General features: G+C 30.1%; 26 protein-coding genes, 1 tRNA gene and 1 pseudogene. 19 read left to right on the top strand and 9 right to left on the bottom strand.

The window, feature by feature from the left end; translation table 11 throughout:
- Window positions 1–100: 100 nt before the first annotated feature.
- Window positions 101–469: a winged helix-turn-helix transcriptional regulator gene (locus B4H69_RS12225; protein WP_244957978.1), complete on the top strand. Its 369-nt coding sequence runs from the start codon at window positions 101–103 to the stop codon at window positions 467–469.
- Window positions 470–663: 194 nt separating this feature from the next.
- Window positions 664–1,275, top strand: a complete 612-nt coding sequence (locus B4H69_RS12230) for a class I SAM-dependent methyltransferase (protein ID WP_180905329.1) — start codon at window positions 664–666, stop codon at window positions 1,273–1,275.
- Window positions 1,276–1,381: 106 nt separating this feature from the next.
- Here B4H69_RS12230 and B4H69_RS12235 read toward each other — a convergent pair whose 3' ends face one another.
- Window positions 1,382–2,974, bottom strand: coding sequence for a S41 family peptidase (locus B4H69_RS12235; protein WP_180905330.1), 1,593 nt, complete (start codon window positions 2,972–2,974; stop codon window positions 1,382–1,384).
- 33 nt (window positions 2,975–3,007) lie between these two features.
- Window positions 3,008–3,607: an HD domain-containing protein gene (locus B4H69_RS12240; protein ID WP_180905331.1), complete on the bottom strand. Its 600-nt coding sequence runs from the start codon at window positions 3,605–3,607 to the stop codon at window positions 3,008–3,010.
- A 170-nt stretch (window positions 3,608–3,777) separates the two neighbouring features.
- Between B4H69_RS12240 and B4H69_RS12245 the strand changes: the two genes are divergently transcribed.
- From B4H69_RS12245 to B4H69_RS12275, 7 genes are all read left to right on the top strand, one after another.
- On the top strand, window positions 3,778–4,305 hold the full coding sequence (locus B4H69_RS12245; RefSeq protein ID WP_180905332.1) for a 30S ribosomal protein S16: 528 nt from the start codon (window positions 3,778–3,780) through the stop codon (window positions 4,303–4,305).
- Window positions 4,306–4,329: 24 nt separating this feature from the next.
- Window positions 4,330–4,854 carry a ribosome maturation factor RimM gene (rimM, locus tag B4H69_RS12250; RefSeq protein WP_125349534.1) on the top strand — a complete coding sequence of 175 codons (525 nt, stop codon included), beginning with the start codon at window positions 4,330–4,332 and terminating at the stop codon, window positions 4,852–4,854.
- 129 nt (window positions 4,855–4,983) lie between these two features.
- A complete protein-coding gene (locus B4H69_RS12255; protein WP_180905333.1) occupies window positions 4,984–6,666 on the top strand; it encodes a glutamine--tRNA ligase/YqeY domain fusion protein in 1,683 nt (560 codons plus the stop codon).
- 78 nt (window positions 6,667–6,744) lie between these two features.
- The gene (locus B4H69_RS12260; protein WP_180905334.1) at window positions 6,745–7,218 is read left to right on the top strand and encodes a hypothetical protein; all 474 of its coding nucleotides are present in this window, start codon (window positions 6,745–6,747) and stop codon (window positions 7,216–7,218) included.
- A complete protein-coding gene (gene radC, locus B4H69_RS12265; RefSeq protein WP_180905335.1) occupies window positions 7,196–7,897 on the top strand; it encodes a RadC family protein in 702 nt (233 codons plus the stop codon). The genes B4H69_RS12260 and radC overlap by 23 nt, the downstream gene beginning before the upstream one ends.
- A gap of 27 nt (window positions 7,898–7,924) precedes the next feature.
- Entirely contained in the window at window positions 7,925–9,154 is a 1,230-nt protein-coding gene (locus tag B4H69_RS12270) for a polysaccharide deacetylase family protein (protein ID WP_180905336.1), read from the top strand.
- Entirely contained in the window at window positions 9,151–10,038 is an 888-nt protein-coding gene (locus tag B4H69_RS12275) for a hypothetical protein (RefSeq protein WP_180905337.1), read from the top strand. Before B4H69_RS12270 ends, B4H69_RS12275 begins: the two co-directional genes overlap by 4 nt.
- On the opposite strand, the gene B4H69_RS12280 is transcribed toward B4H69_RS12275, so the two are convergent.
- Window positions 10,012–10,785, bottom strand: a complete 774-nt coding sequence (locus B4H69_RS12280) for a class I SAM-dependent methyltransferase (protein WP_180905338.1) — start codon at window positions 10,783–10,785, stop codon at window positions 10,012–10,014. The two genes, B4H69_RS12275 and B4H69_RS12280, sit on opposite strands and share 27 nt — an antisense overlap.
- Window positions 10,786–10,813: 28 nt before the next feature.
- Between B4H69_RS12280 and B4H69_RS12285 the strand changes: the two genes are divergently transcribed.
- From B4H69_RS12285 to B4H69_RS12295, 3 genes are all read left to right on the top strand, one after another.
- A complete protein-coding gene (locus B4H69_RS12285) occupies window positions 10,814–11,689 on the top strand; it encodes a polysaccharide deacetylase family protein (RefSeq protein ID WP_180905339.1) in 876 nt (291 codons plus the stop codon).
- Window positions 11,690–11,699: 10 nt separating this feature from the next.
- Window positions 11,700–12,509: a protein O-mannosyl-transferase family gene (locus B4H69_RS12290; protein ID WP_180905340.1), complete on the top strand. Its 810-nt coding sequence runs from the start codon at window positions 11,700–11,702 to the stop codon at window positions 12,507–12,509.
- Between the two features lie 160 nt (window positions 12,510–12,669).
- On the top strand, window positions 12,670–12,891 hold the full coding sequence (locus tag B4H69_RS12295; RefSeq protein WP_180905341.1) for a hypothetical protein: 222 nt from the start codon (window positions 12,670–12,672) through the stop codon (window positions 12,889–12,891).
- On the opposite strand, the gene B4H69_RS12300 is transcribed toward B4H69_RS12295, so the two are convergent.
- From B4H69_RS12300 to B4H69_RS12310, 3 genes are read right to left on the bottom strand one after another with little or no spacing between them, the layout of a single operon-like run.
- Window positions 12,886–14,133 carry an oligosaccharide flippase family protein gene (locus tag B4H69_RS12300; protein ID WP_180905342.1) on the bottom strand — a complete coding sequence of 416 codons (1,248 nt, stop codon included), beginning with the start codon at window positions 14,131–14,133 and terminating at the stop codon, window positions 12,886–12,888. The two genes, B4H69_RS12295 and B4H69_RS12300, sit on opposite strands and share 6 nt — an antisense overlap.
- A complete protein-coding gene (locus B4H69_RS12305; RefSeq protein ID WP_180905343.1) occupies window positions 14,130–15,266 on the bottom strand; it encodes a glycosyltransferase family 4 protein in 1,137 nt (378 codons plus the stop codon). Before B4H69_RS12305 ends, B4H69_RS12300 begins: the two co-directional genes overlap by 4 nt.
- The gene (locus B4H69_RS12310) at window positions 15,259–16,518 is read right to left on the bottom strand and encodes a lipopolysaccharide biosynthesis protein (RefSeq protein WP_180905344.1); all 1,260 of its coding nucleotides are present in this window, start codon (window positions 16,516–16,518) and stop codon (window positions 15,259–15,261) included. Before B4H69_RS12310 ends, B4H69_RS12305 begins: the two co-directional genes overlap by 8 nt.
- A 51-nt stretch (window positions 16,519–16,569) precedes the next feature.
- On the opposite strand from B4H69_RS12310, the gene B4H69_RS12315 reads away from it, so the two are divergent.
- From B4H69_RS12315 to B4H69_RS12330, 4 genes and pseudogenes are all read left to right on the top strand, one after another.
- Window positions 16,570–17,265: a YjjG family noncanonical pyrimidine nucleotidase gene (locus B4H69_RS12315; RefSeq protein WP_291094177.1), complete on the top strand. Its 696-nt coding sequence runs from the start codon at window positions 16,570–16,572 to the stop codon at window positions 17,263–17,265.
- Window positions 17,266–17,335: 70 nt separating this feature from the next.
- On the top strand, window positions 17,336–17,788 hold the full coding sequence (locus B4H69_RS12320) for a lipocalin family protein (protein ID WP_038336444.1): 453 nt from the start codon (window positions 17,336–17,338) through the stop codon (window positions 17,786–17,788).
- Window positions 17,789–17,837: 49 nt separating this feature from the next.
- A pseudogene (locus tag B4H69_RS12325) lies at window positions 17,838–18,464 on the top strand (LURP-one-related family protein); the annotation flags it as partial.
- A gap of 85 nt (window positions 18,465–18,549) precedes the next feature.
- Window positions 18,550–18,623: transfer RNA gene (locus B4H69_RS12330), tRNA-Arg, on the top strand.
- Between the two features lie 41 nt (window positions 18,624–18,664).
- Here the strand turns inward: B4H69_RS12330 and B4H69_RS12335 are convergent.
- The 3 genes from B4H69_RS12335 to hisS all read right to left on the bottom strand — a co-directional run bounded on the left by B4H69_RS12335 (window position 18,665) and on the right by hisS (window position 21,541).
- Window positions 18,665–19,108, bottom strand: coding sequence for a hypothetical protein (locus B4H69_RS12335; RefSeq protein ID WP_291094180.1), 444 nt, complete (start codon window positions 19,106–19,108; stop codon window positions 18,665–18,667).
- Between the two features lie 94 nt (window positions 19,109–19,202).
- Entirely contained in the window at window positions 19,203–20,123 is a 921-nt protein-coding gene (locus B4H69_RS12340) for a PfkB family carbohydrate kinase (RefSeq protein ID WP_114998038.1), read from the bottom strand.
- Between the two features lie 41 nt (window positions 20,124–20,164).
- Window positions 20,165–21,541 (bottom strand): histidine--tRNA ligase, encoded by a 1,377-nt coding sequence (hisS, locus tag B4H69_RS12345; RefSeq protein ID WP_291094182.1) that lies wholly within the window; start codon window positions 21,539–21,541, stop codon window positions 20,165–20,167.
- 305 nt (window positions 21,542–21,846) lie between these two features.
- On the opposite strand from hisS, the gene recF reads away from it, so the two are divergent.
- From recF to B4H69_RS12360, 3 genes are read left to right on the top strand one after another with little or no spacing between them, the layout of a single operon-like run.
- Window positions 21,847–22,926 carry a DNA replication/repair protein RecF gene (recF, locus tag B4H69_RS12350; protein WP_291094184.1) on the top strand — a complete coding sequence of 360 codons (1,080 nt, stop codon included), beginning with the start codon at window positions 21,847–21,849 and terminating at the stop codon, window positions 22,924–22,926.
- Complete coding sequence (locus B4H69_RS12355; RefSeq protein WP_125350784.1) at window positions 22,923–23,225, top strand: DUF721 domain-containing protein; 303 nt, start codon at window positions 22,923–22,925, stop codon at window positions 23,223–23,225. Before recF ends, B4H69_RS12355 begins: the two co-directional genes overlap by 4 nt.
- Complete coding sequence (locus B4H69_RS12360; RefSeq protein WP_291094187.1) at window positions 23,226–24,179, top strand: YheT family hydrolase; 954 nt, start codon at window positions 23,226–23,228, stop codon at window positions 24,177–24,179.
- Window positions 24,180–24,186 lie beyond the last annotated feature (7 nt).

Genomic DNA, 24,186 nt, shown 5'->3' on the forward strand with positions numbered 1-24,186 from the left:
AAAGATTTAATAACTATTACTACTCCCCAATAGGGAAGTTGATATACAAAAAGGTATTTTGATATCAAAATATCATTATATTTGAATTAAAATTTAAAATATGGTAAAATATGACGCGCCTAAATTTTGTAGGTACAGAACAAACGCAGTTAAAGACAGTATGACGCTATTAACTGGTAAATGGAAAATACATATTATTGGAACATTGCTATATGGTGGAAAGTTATGTTATACAGATTTACAAAATGAAATAACAGGAATAGGATCAAAAATGTTATCTAAAGAATTACAGGATTTAGAACTTAATCAGTTAGTTACTCGTACTGTTCTAAATACAAAACCTATTACAGTTGAGTATAATTTAACTGAGTTAGGAAGAACATTAGAACCTACTATTGATGCAATAGCACAATGGGGAATAGATTACAGGGAAATACTATTTGGAAATAAAGTAGACCCTAACTCTTAAGTAAGAGCTGTAAACTTTCTACTAACCTTTTTTTTATTTTTCTTTACTACACTTAATATCTAATAACTTTTTGTTTTATACACAATTATGTTAATTTCTCTCTCAACTTAGAAAATTTACATAAAACAATCCTTTTGTATTTTTTGTTACACTTCATTTTAAATTAAAAGGCGAAATTGCACCAAAAAAATACAATGAACGACAATAAAAAAACTCATTGGGAACACATATACGATGTAAAAACTCCAGAAGAAGTGAGTTGGACACAAGAAAAGCCTGAAACTTCTTTAAATTTTATTCATTCTTTTGAAACTGATAAAACAGCTAAAATTATCGATATTGGAGGTGGAGATAGTAAATTGGTTGATTTCTTATTGGAAGAGGGATACGAAAATATTTCGGTTTTGGATATTTCTGCAAATGCGTTGGAAAGAGCAAAAAATCGTTTAGGAAATAAGGCAGAAAAAGTAACTTGGATTGTTGCTGACATCACCGAATTTGAACCTACAGAACAATACGATATTTGGCACGATAGAGCAGTTTTTCATTTCTTGACCGAAGAAAATGATATCAAAAAATACCAAGATTTGGTCGCGAAAGCTGTAAAAGAAAAAATGGTTATTGGAACTTTTTCCACAAACGGACCATTAAAATGTAGTGGTTTGGAAATTAAACAAAATGATGAGACTTCTTTAACTTCTACTTTTGAAACTAATTTTGAAAAAATAGAATGTTTTACAATTGATCATAAAACGCCGTTTGAAACAATACAAAATTTTATTTTTTGTAGTTTTAACAAAAAATAAAATACGTTAGGGATAGCAGTGAAAATCCTTTTTTTAAACGCTGTGTCAACAAAAAAGATTGTAACGAATAGCCCGCTCGAACGCTAAAAATATAAAAATCATCTCCTTAATTAGGGAGATGATTTTCTTTTTTTAAAACTTTATTGTATTCGATATTTCCTTTTTTGATATCATTTATAATCCATTTCAGTTCAGCATCCGTACGCTTAATTTTATCTTGCAAATTAGATTGAATAACTTGGTTTGGATAAACGCCATGTGCTTGTTCATTTCGTTTTTCGATAGGAGAAAGATAAACCGTACCAACTGACATTTTGAGTTTGGAATTGGGCAACGTAAATTTTGGCATCAACCCAGCAACCGTTCCATTAAAATCTCCACCTGTTTCTTCTCCTACAAAATACGCTCGATGTTTTAGTTGAAGATTAGCCGAAATCAGTGCCGAAGCAGAGTAAGAACCACCATTTATAATGACATACAAATTGTGATGATACACAAGATCTTTATCTATTTTGACATGCGAAAAAGGCATGTGCAATTCGTATTCATTTTTCGCATTTCTGGACGTCGAAAAATAAGTATACCCCGAACCTAACCAAAGCAACGGATAGGAATAAGCGGGAAAAAGATTGTACAGCGACTTACCAAAAGAGGTTTTGTTCGCGACGATTTTTTCACCTAAAAATGCCTTGGAATCATCGACCAAATAAGCGTATAAATAGTGCGAATCTTTTAGATAACCACCACCATTGTTGCGAAGATCGAGAACTAAATTTTGAACTTTATGATTCTTGATATCCGTAAAAACTTCTTTATAAAGTTCACGTATTTTTCCTTTTCTGAAATCAGTTACTTTTAACACCGCAATCGTGCTGTCGTTCGTAGGAAAAGTCAAATCTTTGGAATAAGTTTTGGAACTTTTAGAATAACCATATTTCTTTTGTTTTATCCTAACTTTTCGCTCAACTTCTTTTTGCTCTTTTGTAATTTTTGGGGTTTCTGTAGCCTTATCATTTTTGGGCTTAGGATAGGTACGAAATGTTTTTTTTCGGATGATTGAATTCCCCATTTTAAAAGTTAACTCAACCGAATCTTTAATTCCATTTTCTAAAGTAAAATAATTAAGAAAAGTTCGGTTAAACACATTATCCGAAAAAGTTTGATTTTCACCATCACCATATATACTTTTCTTATATTTATCGTATAAATACTTTGTAGAAACACTATCTATATAAAACAAAGCCGAACCTTGATTAATTGGATTGATTTTACTGTAATCTGCCACTAAAAAAATTGAATCATTTTGCCAAAAAAAACTATAATCACTAAACGCTGATTTTGACTCTTTGTACTTCTTTGTCCGTTTTTTATCTAATCGTTTGAATAACGGATAGATATCTGTATGACCATGTTTTAAACTTTCGAAAATCGGAAAAAACTTGACATAAAAATCATTTGGTTTCAATGGTTGATGAATTGTTTTTTTTAGGCTATCAAATTTATAATCAATTTGTTCTTGAGAAGTGTATAAATCTAATTTTGGATGATATCTTTTTAGTTTTTTATAAACAAAATCTACATCTTTTTTCAATTTATTTGCAGGAATCTCTTTATCAATATGTGCATTGTATTTCTCTACAGAAACACAGCTGCATATCAACAAAAATGACAAATAAATTAGAGTAGATTTTAATTGCATTGAGGATAATTAAATGAATAATAAGTTACAATATTATTTTACTTCTTGATAAAATTCTTCGATAAAATTTTTCATATATTGATGACGTTTTAAAGCGATTTCTTTTGCTGTTTTGGTATTCATCAACTCTTTTAATTTAAATAATTTATCATAAAAATGTTGCACACTCGATGCGTCTTTCGAATTATCATAAGGATTATACAAAATATTACCAACACTTCCGCCATATGCAAAACAACGTGCAATACCAACCGCTCCAATCGCATCTAAACGATCAGCATCTTGCACAATCTCCGCCTCGATAGTTGTTGGTTTATTTCCTTTACTAAATGAAACTTGCGAAACTATTTCCAATACTTTCTGAATTGATTCTTCCCCTACATAAATTGATTCTAAAAATTCTCTAATTAATTCCTCCGATTTATCAACTCCATTATGTAATTTATAATCACCAATATCGTGTGTCCAAGCAGCTAATTCAACCAAAAAAGAATCTGCATTTTCAGTCTCTAAAATCTTCTTTGCATTTGTTACCACACGTTCTATATGAAAATAATCGTGTCCAGTTCCTTCATCTAAAAACGTTTTTTTGATATATGCTTGTGTCTGAGTAAGTATTTCTTGTTTATTCATTTTTTATTTATTTCTGAGTTTAAAAATACGTCAGAATCATGATTCAAAAAACTTGATTTTTCGGAATTAATTTAATAATCACTTTTAAAATAATTATTTATCAAAAATATTGTATATTTGCACCTCAAATTTGTAAAACGGGACGAGTTCCCAAAATAATTAGTTATACTATGGCTACAAGAATTAGATTACAAAGACATGGTCGTAAAGGAAAACCATTCTTTCACATCGTAGTTGCTGACTCAAGAGCAAAACGTGATGGTCGTTTCATCGAAAAATTAGGTACTTACAACCCAATTACTAACCCTGCAACTGTAGAATTAAATGTTGATTCTGCTGTAAAATGGTTACAAACTGGTGCTGAGCCTACAAATACTGCTAAAGCTTTATTATCTTACAAAGGTGCTTTTATGAAAAAACACTTATTAGGTGGTGTTGCTAAAGGTGCGTTTTCTCAAGAAGAAGCTGACAAACGTTTCGACGCTTGGTTAGAAGCTAAAGGTGAAAAAGTTCAAGCTAAAAAAGACGGTTTAACTTCAGGTGCTGCTGCTGCTAAAGCTGCTGCATTAGAAGCTGAAAAAGCTGTTAATGAAGCTCGTGTAAAAGCTGCTCAAGAAGCTGAAGCTGCTGCACAAGTTGAAGAAACTCCTGCTGAAGAAGCAGAAGGTACAACTGAAGAAGTTGCTACAGAAGAATAATTTTTAAGTTCAGAGACGTTCCAAATGACAAAAAATGATTGCTACTATTTAGGTAAAGTTACAAAGAGACATGGTTTCAAAGGTAATTTAATCATTCACTTGGATACAGACGAACCAGAATTATACGATACTTTGGAAGCAGTGTTCATCGAGCAAGATGGTACACTGGTTCCATTTTTTTTCGAAACTTCTCAGCCTTATCAAGGCACAAAATTATTAGTAAAGTTTGAAGATGTTGAAGACGAAGATGTCGACAAATTAATCAATCGCGAACTTTATTTACCTCTAAAATCATTACCAGAACTTTCTGGAACAGATTTTTATTACCACGAAATAGTTGGTTTCACTATTTATGATCAAACAAATACAGAAGTTGGTACAATAAAATCTGTAAATGATTCTGCAGCGCAAGCTTATTTCGAAGTAGATGCGAATGGAAAAGAAATCTTAATTCCGATGATTGACGAATGGATTCTTGAAGTTAATCGCGAAGAAAAAGCAATGCTTATCCAAATTCCTGACGGATTATTAGAAATTTATTTGGGATAACTTATCCATTATAAATCACTTATTTACTTCTATTTTTTGATTGAATTTTTCTAATTGTAAAATCCGAAATTTTCGACATTATATTTATTGTCAATTTCGTACCTTTGCAAACTCAATCGTAATTAAAAAATGGAAGAAGAAAAAAAATCATTGAATTTTATTGAGCAAATCATTGAAGATGATTTAGCCAACGGGATGCCAAAAGAAAATTTACGTTTTCGTTTCCCACCAGAACCAAATGGTTATTTGCATATCGGGCATGCAAAAGCAATCTGCTTAAACTTCGGTTTAGGACAGCGTTACAATGCGCCTGTAAACTTACGTTTTGATGACACTAATCCTGACAAAGAAGAGCAAGAATTCGTAGATTCTATCCGCGAAGATGTGAAATGGTTAGGTTTCGAGTGGGCAGAAGAACGCTATGCTTCTGATTATTTCCAGCAGCTTTACGATTGGGCTGTTCAATTAATTAAAGAAGGAAAAGCGTACATCGACGACCAATCTTCGGAAGTAATTAATGAACAACGTAAAACACCTTTTGAACCTGGAATTGAATCTCCTTATAGAAATCGTTCTGTTGAAGAAAATTTAGATCTTTTCGAACGAATGAAATCGGGAGAATTTGAAGAAGGAACACATGTTTTACGTGCAAAAATTGACATGACTTCTCCTAATATGAACATGCGCGACCCTGTTATGTATCGTATTTTGAAACGTCCTCATCACCGTACTGGAGATACATGGAAAATGTACCCAATGTACGATTGGACGCACGGAGAATCTGATTATATCGAAGGAATTTCTCACTCATTGTGTTCGTTAGAATTCAAAAATCACCGCGATTTATATGAATGGTATGCGAATAATGTTGAGTTGCCAAATCAACCTCAAAAACCAAAACAACGCGAATTTGCACGTGGTAATGTTTCATACATGATTACAAGTAAACGTAAGTTGATGAAATTGGTTCAAGAAGGGGTTGTAACAGGTTGGGATGATCCACGTATGCCTACAATTTCAGGTTTGCGTCGTCGCGGTTATACGCCAGAATCGATTAAAAATTTCTGGAATACAGCCGGCGTTGCAAAACGTGATAATGTTTTAGATATTTCGTTATTAGAATTTTCTGTTCGTGATCATTTAAATAAAATTGCTCCTCGTGTTTTTGCTGTCATTGATCCAGTAAAAGTTATCATCGAAAATTATCCTGAAGGGCAAGTGGAGGAATTAGAAATTGAGAATAACCCAGAAGATGAAACTGCTGGAACTCGTATCGTTCCTTTTACTCGTGAAATCTATATTGAACGTGAAGATTTTATGGAAGAAGCGCCTAAAAAATTCTTCCGTTTATCTTTAGGAAATGAAGTTCGTTTGAAAGGTGCATATTTCATTAAAGCTGAAAGAGTAGAAAAAGATGCTGAAGGGAATATCACAACAATTTATGCAACTTACGATCCTGAAACAAAGTCTGGAAGCGGAACTGAAGCTTCTAAACGTAAAGTAAAAGGTACATTACATTGGGTTTCTGCAACAGAGAATATTCCAATCGAAGTGCGCGAATATGATCGTTTATTTACAGTTGAATCGCCAGATGCAGAGAAAGATGTTGACTTTTTACAATTTGTCAATCCAAATTCTTTAACTGTAAAAGAAGGTTTTGCTGAGCCTGCTTTGAAAGAAGCTAAAGTCGAGGATAAATTCCAATTTCAACGCATTGGATATTTTGCTTTAGACCGTGATTCTTCTACAGAAAAATTAATTTTCAATAGAACTGTTACGCTTAAAGATACTTGGGCAAAAGTCAATAAATAAAAAATCTATTTTATTAAATATCAAGCTCGAACAAATTTGTTCGAGCTTTTTTTATTATATTTAATCTAAATTTTTAACATGAAAAATAAAATCACTTATATCATATTTACCATTTTTATTGCTTTATCAAGTTGTCAATCCACAAAAGCTACAACAGAAAAAAAGTCAAATGATTCTATTGATAAAATTGAAAGAACGCAAGAACCAACACTTATAGGAAGATGGAAATTGGTAAAACTTTCAGGCGGAATCGTAGGACGTGAACAACTACCTCCTGCAGATCGTGTTACAGTTGTAGAATTTACATCTACTGAGATGATTACAATTATCAATGGTAAGGAAACAAATCGAGTAACTTATAATATAGCAAAAGGGAAAAGTATTCACAAAACAGAGCTTGTTCCAATGATTTACACCAATGGAAATACATCGATGGGAAAGAGTTTTGAGGTTAAACAAAATACACTTGGAATTAGCGACGAATTTCACGATGGTTTTTATTATACTTATATAAAAATTGCGAGCGACGATGACGGATTACTTAGAGAATAAAAATTCGATAAAAAACTGGAATGAGGATGATCGTCCTCGCGAAAAATTAGCTTTAAAAGGACGTTCGTCGCTTTCTGATGCCGAATTGTTAGCGATTATTATGGGAAGCGGAAATCGCGAAGAATCCGCTGTAGAGTTGGCAAAACGAATCTTAAACTCTGCTAATAATAATTGGAATGAATTAGCTAAATATTCAATTGTAGATTTATGCAAATTCAAAGGAGTTGGAGAAGCAAAAGCAATTTCGATAATCACTGCAATGGAAATTGGAAGAAGAAGAAATTCGCAAGAGGTTCTGGAACGTGACAAAATTACTTCGAGCAAGGATGCTGCGATCATTTTACAACAACAAATTGGCGATTTACCAAACGAAGAATTTTGGGTGATGTTTCTCAATCAAGGAAATCGAATTATAAAAACCGAGCAAATTTCGCGAGGGGGAATTAATCAAACCGCCGTCGATATTCGAGTAATTTTTAAACGAGCCTTAGAATTGATGGCAACTGGAATGATACTTTCGCACAACCATCCCTCTGGAAACCTCACTCCAAGTCAATCTGACATAAATATTACTCGAAAAATTAAAGAAGGTGCCACGCTTTTGGATATTCAAGTTTTAGATCACATTATTGTTTCTCAAAAAGACTTTTATTCATTTGCGGATGATGGCCTAATTTGATATCTTTAAACTTTATTGAAAATTATTTTGAGTCAAGAAATCATCATATTTACAGAAAAAATTACGAATCGAATTGAATATATTTTCGATTTTATTTTTCATGATTTTTCTGGAATCGACTACAAAACGACTACATATTTTGATGAATTTTCTCAATCAATTTTACCAAAAATCAACTTTTCAAATCAATTTTTAGAAAATGAAATCAATTATAAAGTTGATGATATTTTATTAGAAACAACTATTCGAAAAGATGTTGATTATTCAATTTTAAATGAATTTGGTAAATGTTTTTATTGGCTTTCTCGTTATGAAGAATACATTGCAAAACCAGGACAATTTGATCAACACAATCGTTTTTTAGGTTCGGATCTAGATTATTCTAAGCCAATTGTAGATGAAATTTGTATTGAAATTCAAAAAAAGATAAAGTCTAAATTTCCTGAAATATCTTTTAAACAGAGAGTTTTCAAACAAATTAATACTCACGATGTAGATTATTCGTGGAAATATCTTCATCATGCACCTAAAGTAAAATTTGGTTCACTTTTTAAGAAAATTATTAAAGGAAATTTCTCAGAAGCAAAACAGCAAATCAAAGTTTTGAATCAGAAAGAAAAAGATCCTTATGATACATTTGATTATTTGAAAGATTTAGCTGAAAAACATCAAATTGAAACAATTTTTTTTTGGTTATTGGGCGATTATTCTACTTTCGATAAAAATCATCATTGGAAAAATAATGCTCAAAAAGATTTAATAAACAACATTTCAATTTGGGCAAAAATTGGAATCCATCCATCTTATCAATCTAATTTTTATGAAAATAAATTAACAACTGAGATAAATCGATTAGGAAAAATCAGCAATCAACCGATAAAAAAATCACGTCAACATTTCATTAAACTGAGCTTTCCTCACACTTATCAACAATTGTTAATAAATGAAATTTTGGAAGATTACACGATGGGATTCCCACATCAATTAGGCTTTAGAGCTGGAACTTCTACTCCATTCAAATGGTTTGACTTATCAACAAATCAACAAACATTGTTAACAATATATCCTTTTGTCGCAATGGATGTTACATTGAAAAATTATTTAGAATTAACACCGCAACAAGCTCTAGAGGAAATAAAACGATTGAAACAAACAATTAAAGCCACAAACGGAACGTTTATAACATTATTCCACCAATCAAACTTGAACGAAAATTGGAATGAATGGCGAAAAGTTTACGAAAGTATTTTTGAATGATAAAAAGAGTTTCTCGAAAAAAATTAGATGTTAATAAATACACCGAATGTCTCAACAGATCGGTGAATTATCGCATTTATGCAGAAGTTTTTTATTTAGATGCTTTAGTTGATAACAATTGGGATTGTTATGTCTTGAACGATTATGAAGCCATAATGCCTTTGCCTTTTGTTAAGAAATTTGGGTTTAAGTTCATTGTTCAGCCAATTTATTGTCAACAATTAGGTGTTTTTCATCAAGAAAATTTTTCAAAAGAAACTTTCTTACTTTTTGAGAAAAAACTACATCAAAATTTAGTTAGAGCTTATGCTTTTAATGAAGAAAATACGGAAATGTTTGAGCCGAAAGGACTAAGACGTATTAATCAGATTTTGGATTTAAATCAAGATTATGAAAATTTATTTTCAATTTATAGTAGAAACCGAAGAAATGAAATTCGGAAAGTAGAAAAATTTAATTATAAAATTGAAAATGTTACTCAATTAAATCGATTTTTCGAATTAAACTCATCATATGAATATTTAATTACAAACAATTTAATAAATTATTCGCAAGAAAAAATTCAAAGTTTATTTAATCAAAAAATTATTAATATTTATGAAATTTTTGATCAAGAAGAAAATTTACTTGGTTGTCAACTAATCATGATTTCTAAAAATCGAGTTTATAACTTTGCTTTTGCAAGAAATAAGAATTCAAAAAGTAATTTTGGATCAGCTTACATAATAGATTACATTATCAAAACCTTTTCTAATTCAGAATTAGCATTTGATTTCGAAGGTTCTATGGTTCCTTCTATAGCTAAATTTATGCAAGGTTTTGGCGCTATAGAAAAACATTATACAAACTATTCTAATTTAGACTTTTTGACAAAGAAAAATTAATTCACGATAGCCATTTCCAACAGAAAGTTTCTTTGCTAAATTATGATCAACTTTATTTCGATAATCTATTTTTTTGATTAGCATATTTTCACGTTTTAATCTTTCCTGAAAGTCCTGTCCATGCAATCGCAATAAATCTTTTTCTCCATAATTTTTTAATCTTTCTTCTTCTGTCTTAAATTCAGAATTTTCAAACGTATTATTTATTGGATGAATAGGAGTTTGAATCAATGCTTTTCCTCTTTTTTTTAGAACTCGAAACAATTCATCAATTGCTTTTTTTTCATCAGGAATATGCCCTAAAACATGACAACAAATTACATAATCAAATGTGTTGTCAGGATAATTTATTGAAGTAATATCCATTTCTTCATCAGCAAGATTGATATTAATGTCAGCATTGATATAGCCTAAATTATCGGTCTGTTTAAAAATATTTTTCAATGCGTCTTCCGGAGCAATATGCAATAATTTATTAGGTTTAGCTAATAAATCTGTTTCATTTTTTATAAACTCTAACAAAACTCTTGTCCTTTCTAATGAACCACAATTTGGACATTCAGCATTTTCTCGGTTATCTATACCATTAGATTTATCTAAAAACTTAGAAAAAGATTGTTCGCAACAATTGCAATAAAAATTATTTCCTTTCAGAAATAATCCATTCAATTTCTTCAAATTTTTTCTATTATTAATTCTTATCTTTTCGGAAAATAATTTTTTATAAAATGTTTTAATTGCATTCATTACTTACAAACGTTAAGACTGCTATTTTATGATATTAAATTTATTCAAAAAAAATATATTTCCTTTTTACCACACAGTTTCAGATAAACGATTAGTTCATATTGATCAATTATATCCATTAAAATCAATTGATCAATTTCAGCGTGAATTAGATTTTTTTCAGAAAAATTATGTCAATATTTCTATGATTGAATTAATTGATTTATACAAAAAAAATGGTTTTATTCCTCAAGAAAATTACTTTCATCTTAGTTTTGACGATGGTTTGAAAGAATGTTACTCCTTAATTGCTCCAATATTAAAAGAACGAAATTTAGATGCAACTTTTTTTATCAATCCAAATTTTATTGACAATCAAGAAATTTTTTATCGATATAAAGTTGCTTTCATTTTAGAAAACATTACAGACAACAACTTTAAAAAAGAACTTTTAAATTATTCTATTCATGATCTTAAAAAAATTGATGAATTAATTTTAAAACAAGAAATAAAACTAAATGATTTTGAAATTTATTTGAATGAAAATGAAATAAAAGCATTAATTAATCAAGGATATACAATAGGTGCACATTCGATGAATCATCCTTATTATCGCGATATTTCTTTCGAACAACAACTTTTAGAAACGAACGAAAGCTTAGATTTTATCCAACAAAAGTTTAATTTAGATTATCGAGTTTTTTCTTTTCCTTTTACAGATGACGGAGTTTCTAAAAACTTTTTTAATACTATAAAATCAAATCTTACATTTGGTACGGCAGGAATAAAAGATGATGAAGTTTCAACAAATATTCAGCGACTTCCGATGGATAATTGTATTACTGATCCTGCAATTTTTATCAAAAAAAATCGTTATAAATTTTATATTCAAAAGTTACTACAAAAGCATATTGTATCTCATTAATACAAAAAGAGTGAAAAAATTTTATCATTTATTTATTACCTTATTTTTCTTAATCATTTATCGTTTAGGAAGTTTTAGTAAAATAACTTTTGGTGATTCTGCTGGAAAAATTTTGGATATTGAAGCAAATCAATTTACGTTTGAAACCTACTCATTAACTCATTTTTTGTATTTCAACTTCAATATTCTAATTCACAAATTATTTCCTTTTATAGATACCATTGAGATTGGACGTTGGGTAAATATTATTTCTGCTGTAATAGTTTTGAATATTTTATTTTCTATTCTTCAACTCTTAAATAAAAAACTTTGGATTTCTCTTTTAGGTACAGTTGCGTTTGGATTTAGTTTTACTTTTTGGAAAAATACCGAAAATATAGAAGTTTACACTTTTTGTTTAATTTGGATTTCACTTTACGTTTTATTTGCGATAAAATTTGTTCAAAATAAACAATCTAAAACGCTTTTATTTGCAGGAATAATGCTTGGAATTAGCTTATTTTCTCATGTACAAGGCGTTCTATTAATTCCTTCTTATTTTTATTTATGCTACTTGGCTTTTAGAAATAATATTAAAAATAGATTGATTTTTAGCTATTTTTTCATTCCTTTTCTATTTTTGGCATTGCTCTATATTTATCCAATTATTAATAACGAATCTCTGAAAAATGTTTTATCATCTTCAGAAAAATCATGGGTGTCTGATTCTTTGAAGAAAGATTTAGTAAGCTATTCAAAAGATTTAATGAAAGCATTAGGTTATATTATTTATAATTTTTGGTTTACCTGTTTTTTGTTTTGCTACTATTTATGCTGTTAGCGATAATTATGTCTTTTTCTTAAATTTTAATTTAGCTTATTTGATTATTTTAAGTATTGGTTTAAACAATTTCATTACAAAATTTCCGAAGTACACTTCATTAATTTCTATCCTTATTTTCTCAACACCGCTTTATTATTATTCGGCCAAACAACTTGCTATGCAAACAACAAAAGGGAAAGAATTTCATCAACAAAAAGCATACAAAGACGGACTAAATTATTATTTGCTTCCTTGGATGAATAACAACAAAGGTATTTTGGAAGTTATTCTAAATAATGAAGAAACAAATGAAGATATTGAATGGATGAAAGAAACAGGTCAAAAATTAATTGATCTTAAATCTAAAACAATGACAAAAGAAGAAATAAAAAAATTATAATTTTTTTAAATAATTTCTAAATATAAAAGTAGCATATAATCCAGAAACTATATACATAATTAAAAAACCGAAAGCTGCTCCATTTAGTTGATAAAAAGGAATAAGTATAGAATCTGCAATAATAAGTGTGATAATTGAAACAATTGAAACTCGTACACTATATGTAAACAAACCAACTGCACTAAATAAATTAAGAAAAAGAACTCTAAACAACATTGCTAAAACAACTGCTATTGTTGCAATAAAAAAAACTGTATCACCAGCTAAATAACTTTTATTGAAAAATAACTCGATTATAAAATCTCTAAGAAAATAACTTCCTAAAAGAATACTAATTCCTATAAGAATGAATAGCTTATAATAATTTTTTATATAAAATTTTAGAAAATCCTTGTTCTGACTATTTTTAATAATTCGAGGAAAATCGGTTTGAAATAATATAGTCGGAATAAATAATAAATTCATAGGCAGAAGAATCGCAACTTTATACAAAGCAATATCTTTATCTGTCATAAAAATCGCAATCATTGCAATATCAATCGAAAACAATAACTCTGAAGCGAAATAAGCCAAAGATTCCATTCTTCCATATTTCCACATCATTTTCCAATTCATTTCACTTAAATCATTTATTGATTGTTGTAAAATTGTTTTAGAATAGAAAAATAAACTAATAAAAGGTGTAATCGCCAACGAAGTCATATAACCAATTGCTCCAAAATTGATGGTTAAGAAAAATGTAAAAATCAATCCCAAACAATTAATCAACATATTTAATGAAGCAAACTTCTTATTGAAACCATTTATTCGATAATCGATTGTAAGATGAGACTGAAAAAACATCCCGAAAAGACGAACAGAAAACAAGAGAATAATCCATAATAAATGATCAAACTTTATGGCATAAAAATTAGCAATTACAATAAAAATACTACATAAAATAAGCTGATTAATAACGCCATTTCTAAATAATTTTCGACTTAGGTCTTTACGTGTTTGTTCATTTTCTTCGCCAGCACCAAACTTCATCAAAACCTGTAATGAACCTAATCCATTCCATGGCGCAACAAACCCAATAATAGATGCGATAAGTGTTATACGACCAAATTCATCTTGCGGAATCATTTTTACAATGAAAATGGTATTAATCAGCATCACTAATTTTTCTACCACAAAAGATAAAAAAACGTAAAAACCATTGTTTTGTAAAAAAGATTGTATGAATTTGATTAAATCTTTCATTGTAAAATTTTCACATAAACTTCATCAAATTGGTAAGCAATTTCTTCCTTAGAAAAATTATTCAAAGCATACGTATTTAATTCATTTGACGTTGCAAATTCATAACCTTCTATCACCTCAACCATTGCTTTATAAAGTGCTAATTCATCATTTTTATTCACAATAAATCCAAAATTATTTGGCATAAATTCTTTAATTCCGCCTACATCGCTTGCGATAACAGGAATTCCTGAAGCAAAAGCTTCTATTTGAACACAAGGTTGATTTTCGTAGTGACTAAAAAGTACAAAACAATTTGCGTTCTTCATCTTTTGATTCACTTCAAAATGTTGTAATCGCCCAAAAGATTTTACAAAATCATGTAAATTATTTTCTACAATAAAATTATTAATCAAAGTTAAATCTCCATTTCCTCCAATCTGAAATTCAAAATTATAACCATTATCAACTAACTTTTTAGCAACATTCAACATTCCCAAAACATTTTTATGCTCGTTTCCTAAATGCGAAAGATGTAAAAATATTATTTTTTCAACTTTACATTCTTCTTTTACTGAAAACAATTCTACATCCACAACATTTGGAATAATTTTTACATTTGTTATAGGATAAATTTCAAGTATTTTTTGTGCTAAATCATTCGAAACAGGCGTTAAAAAATCTACTTTTCTAAGTATTTTCTTAATTAAGAACTTCTTGTAAAATGAAAATGAAATAAAACGTTCTGGAGAAAACCCTGTCCAATGCTCTGTTAAAACTATTGGTTTTTTGTATTTACTTTTCAAAAATAAAGCAACTAAACCAGCTGGATAAATAACATTGAGATGAATTATATCAAAATTATTAACCAAAGAAACTCCTTTTAGAAAAGCTATAAATTGTTTGATTAAATTAAACGGGCGAAAAAAAGATGGTTTAAAATAAACAATTATTTCTCTTACATTTTGATTGATAGAATCATCTATTTCAAAATTAGATTTTAAATTTTCATCTTTTACTGCATGAACAAGCGTCACATTATTTAAAGTAGAGATAGAACGTAAATGGCGCTGAATAAAATCTCCATTATCTAAAAAAATTCTACTCGGATACCAAGATGCTAAAGCTAAAATATTTTTTCTCGAATTATTCACCTGACTTTTTATAACGTTTCAGCTCTTTCATTACAAAGTAAAGTTGAACTAAATAGCCCATTCCCGCAAAGAAAGAATATAGGGATAACGTCAAAAGTATATTTTTATTTAGTCCGCCAATCACACAAGTAATCAATGTAACGAAAACTAAATAAATATTGAAGTATAGTGCGTAATGATTTTTCTTGATAACCACGACAATTTGCTGAATAGGATTCATTGCAGAACGACACAAAATCCAGAAAGAAAGAATCCACGTCATAATATGTAAACCTCGCCATTCTGGTCCAAGCATCCACTCGAGAATAAAAATTCCGATACAATTCATCAACAAAAGAAAAACAGCAATTGCTCCAACGTTATACAGCACCACTTTTTTCGATAAATCATATAATTGATGCGAACGATGATCAATCATTGCAGCAGATTTCTGAAAGAAAACTTTCGACATCGAATTGGAAAGTAATGTCAAAGGAACAACCAAAACTTTAGCAGAATTTCCTACAAAAGCTACATCTTCTTTCATAAAATAAATCGCAATCATAATGGGGAGCAAATTGTTTGCAATCGCATTCAACGATTCTGAGGGTAATGTATATTTTATGATTTCTTTGTTCTTAGAAATTGTTCGTTTAGCCAAACCAAAATCAATAGAAGAAAATCGTCCTTTTGTAATTGAAAAATAATATGCACAAGACAAAACTGTTCCGAAAATTGTTCCATAAATCAATCCTGTTTCTTTGTAGCCCATCCAATAAAAAATGAATTGAAAAAAAACCGAAAACAGTGCATTAATCACAAATCCAGTCGAAATACTTTTGAATAATTTATACTTCGTAAACAATGTATTTTGAACATTATTCCAAGCTGTAAATAATCCTGCAATACAACTTAAGAAAACAATAAATAAAGACGTTTTGAATGTGAAAATTCCTTCTAAAACTGCATAGCCCAAAAAGAATAAAATCGTTACAATGCTACTCACTAATAATAAAGTTGTGAACAAATTTCGAATCGCTTTTGATGATTTCGAAATCACGAAAATATTCTCTAAACGAAACGTTGTCAAAATAGCTAGAATCGCCACAAAAGCTGAAAAAGCATTGTAAGTTCCCGACGCTTCTGGACCATAAATTCGAGCCAAAATAATTCCGCCAATAAACATAATCACTTGCGCAATCGTGTTCCCTGCCAACAAAGACAAAACACCTTTGGCATTCTTCGTTTTAAATTTTTCTAACTTCGCTTTCAATTGATATTTTCTTCATCAGCAAATCTACATAAAATCCTTAGCTTTGCATTTATGAACACAATAAAACACGTTTTTTTCGATCTTGATAACACACTTTGGGATTTCAGAAAAAATGCAAAATTCGCGCTAGATGAGCTTTACAAAAAGTATGATGTAGAAAATAGATATGGTTTTACATTCGAGGAATTTCATCCATTTTATCACGATAGCAACGAAGGTCTTTGGGCTTTGATTCGTGACAAAAAAATTACAAAAGAAGAATTACGTGCACGTCGTTTCAAAGAAGCTTTTGATAATCTTGGAATTGATAATGATGCTTTGGCAAAGATTTTTGAAGAAGAATACATGGAAACGATTACCAATTATAATGAAGTGGTAGATGGTGCGATGGAATTGTTGGATTATTTGAAACCAAAATATCAATTACACATTATCACAAATGGTTTTCTCGAAGTCTCGAAACGTAAAATTGAAACGTCAGAATTAAATGGTTATTTTGATACGGTAACTTATGCAGACGAAATCAAAATCTTGAAACCTGATCCTCGTATTTTTTCTTTGGCAATGGAAAAATCTGGTGCTAAAAAAGATGAATCAATTTACATTGGTGACGATTGGATTGCAGATGCTGTTGGCGCAAAAGCTTTCGGAATGTCGGCTATTTTCTTTGATCGATTAGATGATAATTTTTCGATGGATGATGTTCCTACAATTACACATTTAGATGAAGTAAAAGAATATTTATAATAATCATTTAATAACCGAATATCTAATATTGTTTTCTTTATTTTCGCCGCAACTAAAAAAAACAATATTTATGAAAAAGTTTATTTTACCAAGCATTTTTGCTTTTGGACTGTTATTTAGCTGTAACAATGATGATGATTCTTCTATTAACTCTGAAAGTATCGTAGGAACTTGGAGTTTTGTAAAATACCAAACACAATTCTCTAAAGACAATCACATCGAAGATCAATATCTAGCAGATGAATGCAGTTCTAAAGACTCGTATACGTTTACTAAAGACAATAAATATTCTGCTATAGGATATGATTCCGATAGAAATAATATTTGTGAAATTGATTGGACTGAAGAAGGCACTTATTCTATTTCAGGAAATAAAGTTCGTTTAACTTACAAGGATGGTGGTTCTGGTGAAGGAGAAATTTCCAAATTAACAAAAAACGAATTGATTTTAAAATCTGATTATGGAGAAGATCTTGATGGTGATGGTAAAAACGAAATAGATATTTTAGTTTTAAAACGATAAAAAGTTAAAGGTTCAGAAATTCTGAACCTTTTTTTATGTCCGAAAAAAATCTATTTTTGATAAAAATTACTCAATACTTATGAATTTAAACAACCTAAAATTTCCGCTTGATATAAAGTTTCATATTGCAACTTTTTCCAATGATTTTTCTGTAACAGACGCTAATAATCAACCTGTGTTTTATGTACGCGAAAAAATTCTTTCGTGGCGAGATGTGATTAAAATCTACCGTGATTCATCGAAAAAAGAAGAACTTTTTCAACTTCGTTCGAATAAAATCATCGATTTTCAACAAACTTTTACCATTACAGATGCGAACGGAAATGTTGTTGGTAAAGCAAAACGAAAAACTTTCAAATCCTTTTGGAAAGCCACTTTTCATATTTACGACGCAAATGATAATCATTTATTTACAATCAACGAACGTAGTGGTTTTACACGTATGATGGACGGATTTGTTGGCGAAATTCCCGTTGTAGGATTTTTCACTGGTTATATTTTCAATCCAAAATATGTTTTAACTGATTTACAAGGAAGAGAAATGATGGAAGTGTCAAAAGAACCTTCATTCTTTGGACGAAAATTTAAATTAAATCAATATCAATCATCCGAAAATGATACACTTTTTGTTTTGAGTTTTATGATGATGCTCATAAGCGATAGAGATCGAGGATAATTTTATTTAAAAAAATAGTTGCAGATTCAAAAATAGTCTTTATATTTGCAGTCCAAAATAAGAACAATAGTTTCTTATCAAGAATGGCCGAGTGGCGCAACTGAATAGCGCACTTGATTACGGCTCAAGAGGTTACAGGTTTGAATCCTGTCTCGGTCACAAAAGCAAAAGCTCATCAAAATTTGATGAGCTTTTTTATTTTAATACACTTCTGTTTCTTGCGGAATTTCTTCTACTTTTTGAGAGTTTTTTGTCATAAAAAATATACAATTCCCAAACCATGTGAACCAAAAAATATAAAATCCGAAATGGAACGTCTTTTTCAATAAACGATGTGAGGTTTCAGTAAAATCGTAATAGCAATAAATTAATCCAATAATTCCCATAAAAAGGAAAATGAGAGGCAATAACAAACGTTTAAAACGTTTCGTTGTTTTCTCATTCCAAATGGATAATACGATAAAAATAACAGCTTGTATAGCGAATAATAACAAGGCTGTTTTCCACCACGATTTCAGGATCGTATATTCGTTGTAAATAATTGTGATTCCTACTTTACCGATGAATGACATTTTCGAGATCATTATTCCAGAAAGTAAAGAGGAAAATGCCAATATGAGAAGATGTATAATTTTGTTTTTCATGATTAAAATTTATTAGTTCAATTTACACAAAAATTAATCCATAAAAAAAACCTCGAGAAGCTCTCGAGGTTAAATATTTTGATGAATAATTCTCTTATAAATTAATTGAGAAATCCATTAATTTTTTGAATGCTTTCAAACGTTCAGCTAAACCATCACGTGTTAAATCTCCTAATGATTCAGTACCAAATTTTTCACATGTTACAGACGCTAATGCAGATCCGTAAACAATTGCACGTTTCATGTTATCGAAAGAAAAATCGTTTGTTTTTGCTAAGTATCCTGAGAAACCACCTGCAAATGTATCTCCTGCTCCTGTTGGATCGAAAACATCTTCTAATGGTAAAGCTGGTGCAAAGAAAACTTGTTCTTCTTGGAATAATAAAGCTCCGTGTTCACCTTTTTTGATGATAACAGTTTTTGGTCCGAATGTCATGATTTTTTTAGCTGCTTTCACTAAACTATATTCACCTGACATTTGACGCGCTTCTTCGTCATTAATAGAAATTACATCAACATCTTTGATCACATCCATCAACTCATTCCAAGCACAATCCATCCAAAAGTTCATTGTATCTAAAACAACCAAACCTGGACGTTTTTCTAATTGTGTCAACACTCCTTTTTGTACCAATGGATGTAAGTTTCCTAACATCAAAACGTCTGGAGATTTACGATCTTGAGGAACAACTGGATTAAACGTTTCTAAAACATTCAACTCTGTTGCTAACGTATCACGTGTGTTCAAATCGTTGTGGTATTTACCTTCCCAAAAGAATGTTTTTCCTTCTTTTACGATTTCTAAACCATCTAAATTAATTCCTTTTGAAATTAATAAATCGATGTATTCTTGTGGAAAATCTCCACCAACAACTGAAACGATTGCAGTATCCACGCCCAATAAAGAAGACGCCATACCGATATATGTAGCGGCACCACCTAAGATTTTATCTGTTTTCCCGAAAGGAGATTCTAATTTATCAAAGGCAACTGTACCAACTGTTAATAAACTCATTTTATATTCTTAATTAAATAGTTTGCAAATATATAGAACTTTTAAGAAATAAGTGCATTCGCTAAATCAACAAAAGCAATTTCAGCTTGTTCTCCCGAAATCATATCTTTTACCGTCGCTTTTTGCTCTGCAATTTCTTTCTCACCCAAAAGAATTACTTTCTTAATTCCTTTTTTATCAGCATATCCCATTTGCTTTTTCATTTTTGCATCATCTGGATATACCTCTGTATTAATTCCACTTTGACGTAATTGTTTCACCAATTTCATTGCCTCAGCAGCTTCTTTCGTTCCGAAATTAATGAACAACGCTTGAATATTTGTTGAATCTTCTAAAGCTGGGAATAAATTATTTTCTTCTAAAACTAAATACGTACGATCTAACCCAAAAGAAATTCCAACACCAGAAATATCTTTCAATCCGAAAATTCCTGTCAAGTCATCGTAGCGACCTCCTCCACCAATAGATGAAGAGAATTCTCCGATTTTCGCTTTCACTTCGAAAATAGCTCCTGTATAATAATCTAAACCACGCGCTAAAGTTAAGTTCAACACTAATTCAGCAGATTGTAAACCAATATTTGTTGTATTTTCAAAAACAAATTCTAATTCTTCAATTCCTTTTAATCCAGTTTCCGAAGATTTTAAAATTTCTTTTAATTGTGCAAATTGAGTTTTATAATCACCGTTCATTGAGAATAAAGGTGATAAAATTTCGATGGCAGAATCAGAAATTCCTTTTCCACGCATTTCTTCTTTTACCGCTTCTTCACCAATTTTATCCAACTTATCTAAAGCCACTGTAAAATCAATCAATTGAGCCGAAATATCTGCTACTTCTGCTAAACCTGATAAAATTTTACGATTGTTGATATGAATTTCAACTGGCGTTTTTAATTCTGTAAAAACTGAATCATATAATTGTACAAAATCAACTTCTTGTAACAACGAATCCGAACCTACAACATCCGCATCACATTGAAAAAACTCACGAAAACGACCTTTTTGAGGACGATCGGCACGCCAAACTGGTTGAATTTGGTAACGCTTAAATGGGAAAGTAATTTCATTCTGATGTTGCACAACGTAACGCGCAAAAGGTACAGTTAAGTCGTAACGCAACGCTTTTTCTGAAATTTGCGAAATTACTTTTTGACTATTTTTATCTGTCAACAATTGCTCATCAACTTTTGCTAAATAATCTCCAGAATTCAAAATCTTGAAAATTAATCGATCTCCTTCTTCTCCATATTTACCTGTTAAAGTTGATAAATTTTCGAATGATGGAGTTTCGATTGGAGAAAATCCGAATAACACGAACTGTTTTTTGATCGTGTTGATAATATATTGACGACGATTCACTTCTAAAGGCGAGAAATCTCTTGTCCCTTTTGGAATCGATGGTTTTTGAATTGCCATTTTTCTATATCTTTCTTTTAAAGATGCAAAAATACATCATTTTGATTTTTAACTCGACATTTTGTTTCAAAATCATTGTTTTAGAAAGAATTTAATTAAAATTCATAAAGTCAACCTGAACTCGTTTCAGGTTCACATCACGTTATTAAAAAATAAATTATGCTGCAGAAAGATTCTGAAACAAGCTCTGAATGATAATTCTATACAAAATTAAAAAGAGGATGAGAAGCTGAAATAAATTCAGCTTGACAATCACTACACAAATCAATCTTATAAATCTTAATTAATATCGTAATTTTGCTTTTATGTATTTAAAAGAACTTAAAGCGCGACAATTCAAGAATTTTGATGAAAATAATTTCGAATTTTCACCAAAAATTAATGCATTTGTAGGACAAAATGGGAAAGGCAAAACCAATGTTTTGGATGCTATTCACTATTTGGCTTTAAGTAAATCGTATCTGAATCATTCGGATGCGATGAATATTCAGTTTGATTGTGATTTTTTTACATTAGAAGGTACTTTTGATCGAAATGAATCTGATGATGTGATTTTTTGCTTAGTTCGTTCTGGTCAGCCCAAACAATTAAAACGAAATTCGAAATCTTATGACCGTATTTCTGATCACATTGGTCAATATCCTTTGGTGATGATTTCTCCTTATGATAACGATTTAATCAAAGAAGGAAGTGAAGTTCGACGTAAATTTTTGGACAATATTATTTCGCAATCAAACAAGCAATATTTAGCTGATTTGATGCGATACAATAAAGTTTTAGTTCAAAGAAATGCATTACTAAAATACTTTACTGCAAATAATACATTTGATTCAACTTCTTTGGAAATTTACGATGAAGAATTAATTCATTTAGGAAAAAAAATTCATGAAGTTAGAAAAGAATTTATTCAAACTTTTTTGGATGCTTTCTTGAAATATTACAATGAAATTTCGGAAGGTCGGGAAAAAGTAAACATCGAATATGTTTCGCAATTAAATGATGCACCTTTTGAAACGGTTCTAAAAGAAGCTTTGTACAAAGATCGTTCGGCACAATATTCGACAGCCGGAATTCATAAAGATGATTTATTGTTTACGATTACCAATTATCCTATCAAGAAATTTGGTTCGCAAGGTCAACAAAAATCGTATTTAATCGCTTTGAAATTGGCTCAATTAGAAGTAATCAAATCTTCATTAAATATTACTCCTTTATTATTATTGGATGATATTTTTGACAAATTGGACGAACACCGTGTAACACAATTGATTAAATTAGTGAACGAAGAACGATTTGGTCAAATTTTTATCACCGATACACATCCCGAAAGAACAGAGCAAATCATTAAACAAATTAATTCTGAAAGTAAAGTTTTCCGTTTATGAAAAAGTACGAAAAAAGAAGTAATCAGCAAACGCTTGGACAAGCTTTGGAGCATTTCATTAAACAAAGTGGAAAGGAAGAATTGATTTGGGAAGTGAAAGCCGAAGAGGCTTGGCAAACGGTGATGGGAAAGTTTTTCGAGAAATATACAGATCGTGTTGAAGTGAGACAGCGTGTTTTGTATGTAAAAATTAATTCTCCTGCAATGCGACAAGAATTATTGATGGGAAAATCGAAGATTTTAACTAATATAAATGAAGAAATTAAAAAGGATTTTTTAGTTGACGTAAAAATATTTTAAATGCCTTACATCGAACATTCTACTTACCTTACACCTAATTTTATCAACAGAAATGCACATCTTTCTACCATTATTCCAGCGAAATTCAAGAAATATTCTGTTCCAGATTACACTAGAGAAAAAATGGAAACTGATGATGGTGATTTTCTGAATTTGGATTGGCGATTTCAAGAAAATAAAGACAAATTAGTTATACTTTTTCACGGATTAGAAGGCGATTCGAAACGAACGTATCTTAATTCGTGTTCAGATTATTTTTATGATAAAGGATTTAATATTCTAGCTTGGAATCATCGCTCTTGTGGAGGTGAAATGAATGACACTTGTCGTTTGTATCATCATGGATCAATTGATGATGTACACAGAGTTGTAGAAAAAGCGTTGAAAGAAAATTATCAAGAAGTTTATTTGATTGGCTATTCGATGGGTGGCGCTTTGATTTTGAATTATCTTGGAAGTTATGAAGTTTCGAATAAGATAAAATGTGGTGTTGTATTTTCTGCACCTATTTCTCTGAAATCTTGTGCTGATACATTAAAGATATTTCCGAATACTGTTTACTTTAAAAATTTCAAACGCACTTTAGTTCCAAAATTTAAAGTAAAAGCTAAACAATTTCCAGGAGTTCTGAATGAAAAAATGATTGATAAAATCAAAACTTTTGATGAAGTAGACGAATATTTTACAGCAGCTTTACATGGCTATTCTTCCAAAGAAGATTATTATCATAAAGCTTCTCCTGCAACTGTTTTAGATTATATCAAAACATCGTGTTTGATTGTTAACGCTGCTAATGATCCTTTTTTAGGAAATGATTGTTATCCTATCGAACGTTTTAAAAACCATAAATTCTGCACATTTGAAATGCCAAAATACGGTGGACATTGTGGCTTCCCTTTAGAAAACAATAAACATTCTTGGGCTGAAATTAGAGCTTGGGAGTTTGTTAAATAAAAAAATC

The organism is Empedobacter sp. UBA6745 (genome assembly GCF_002453775.1).
In the GTDB taxonomy this organism is placed as follows: Bacteria; Bacteroidota; Bacteroidia; order Flavobacteriales; family Weeksellaceae; genus Empedobacter; species Empedobacter falsenii_C.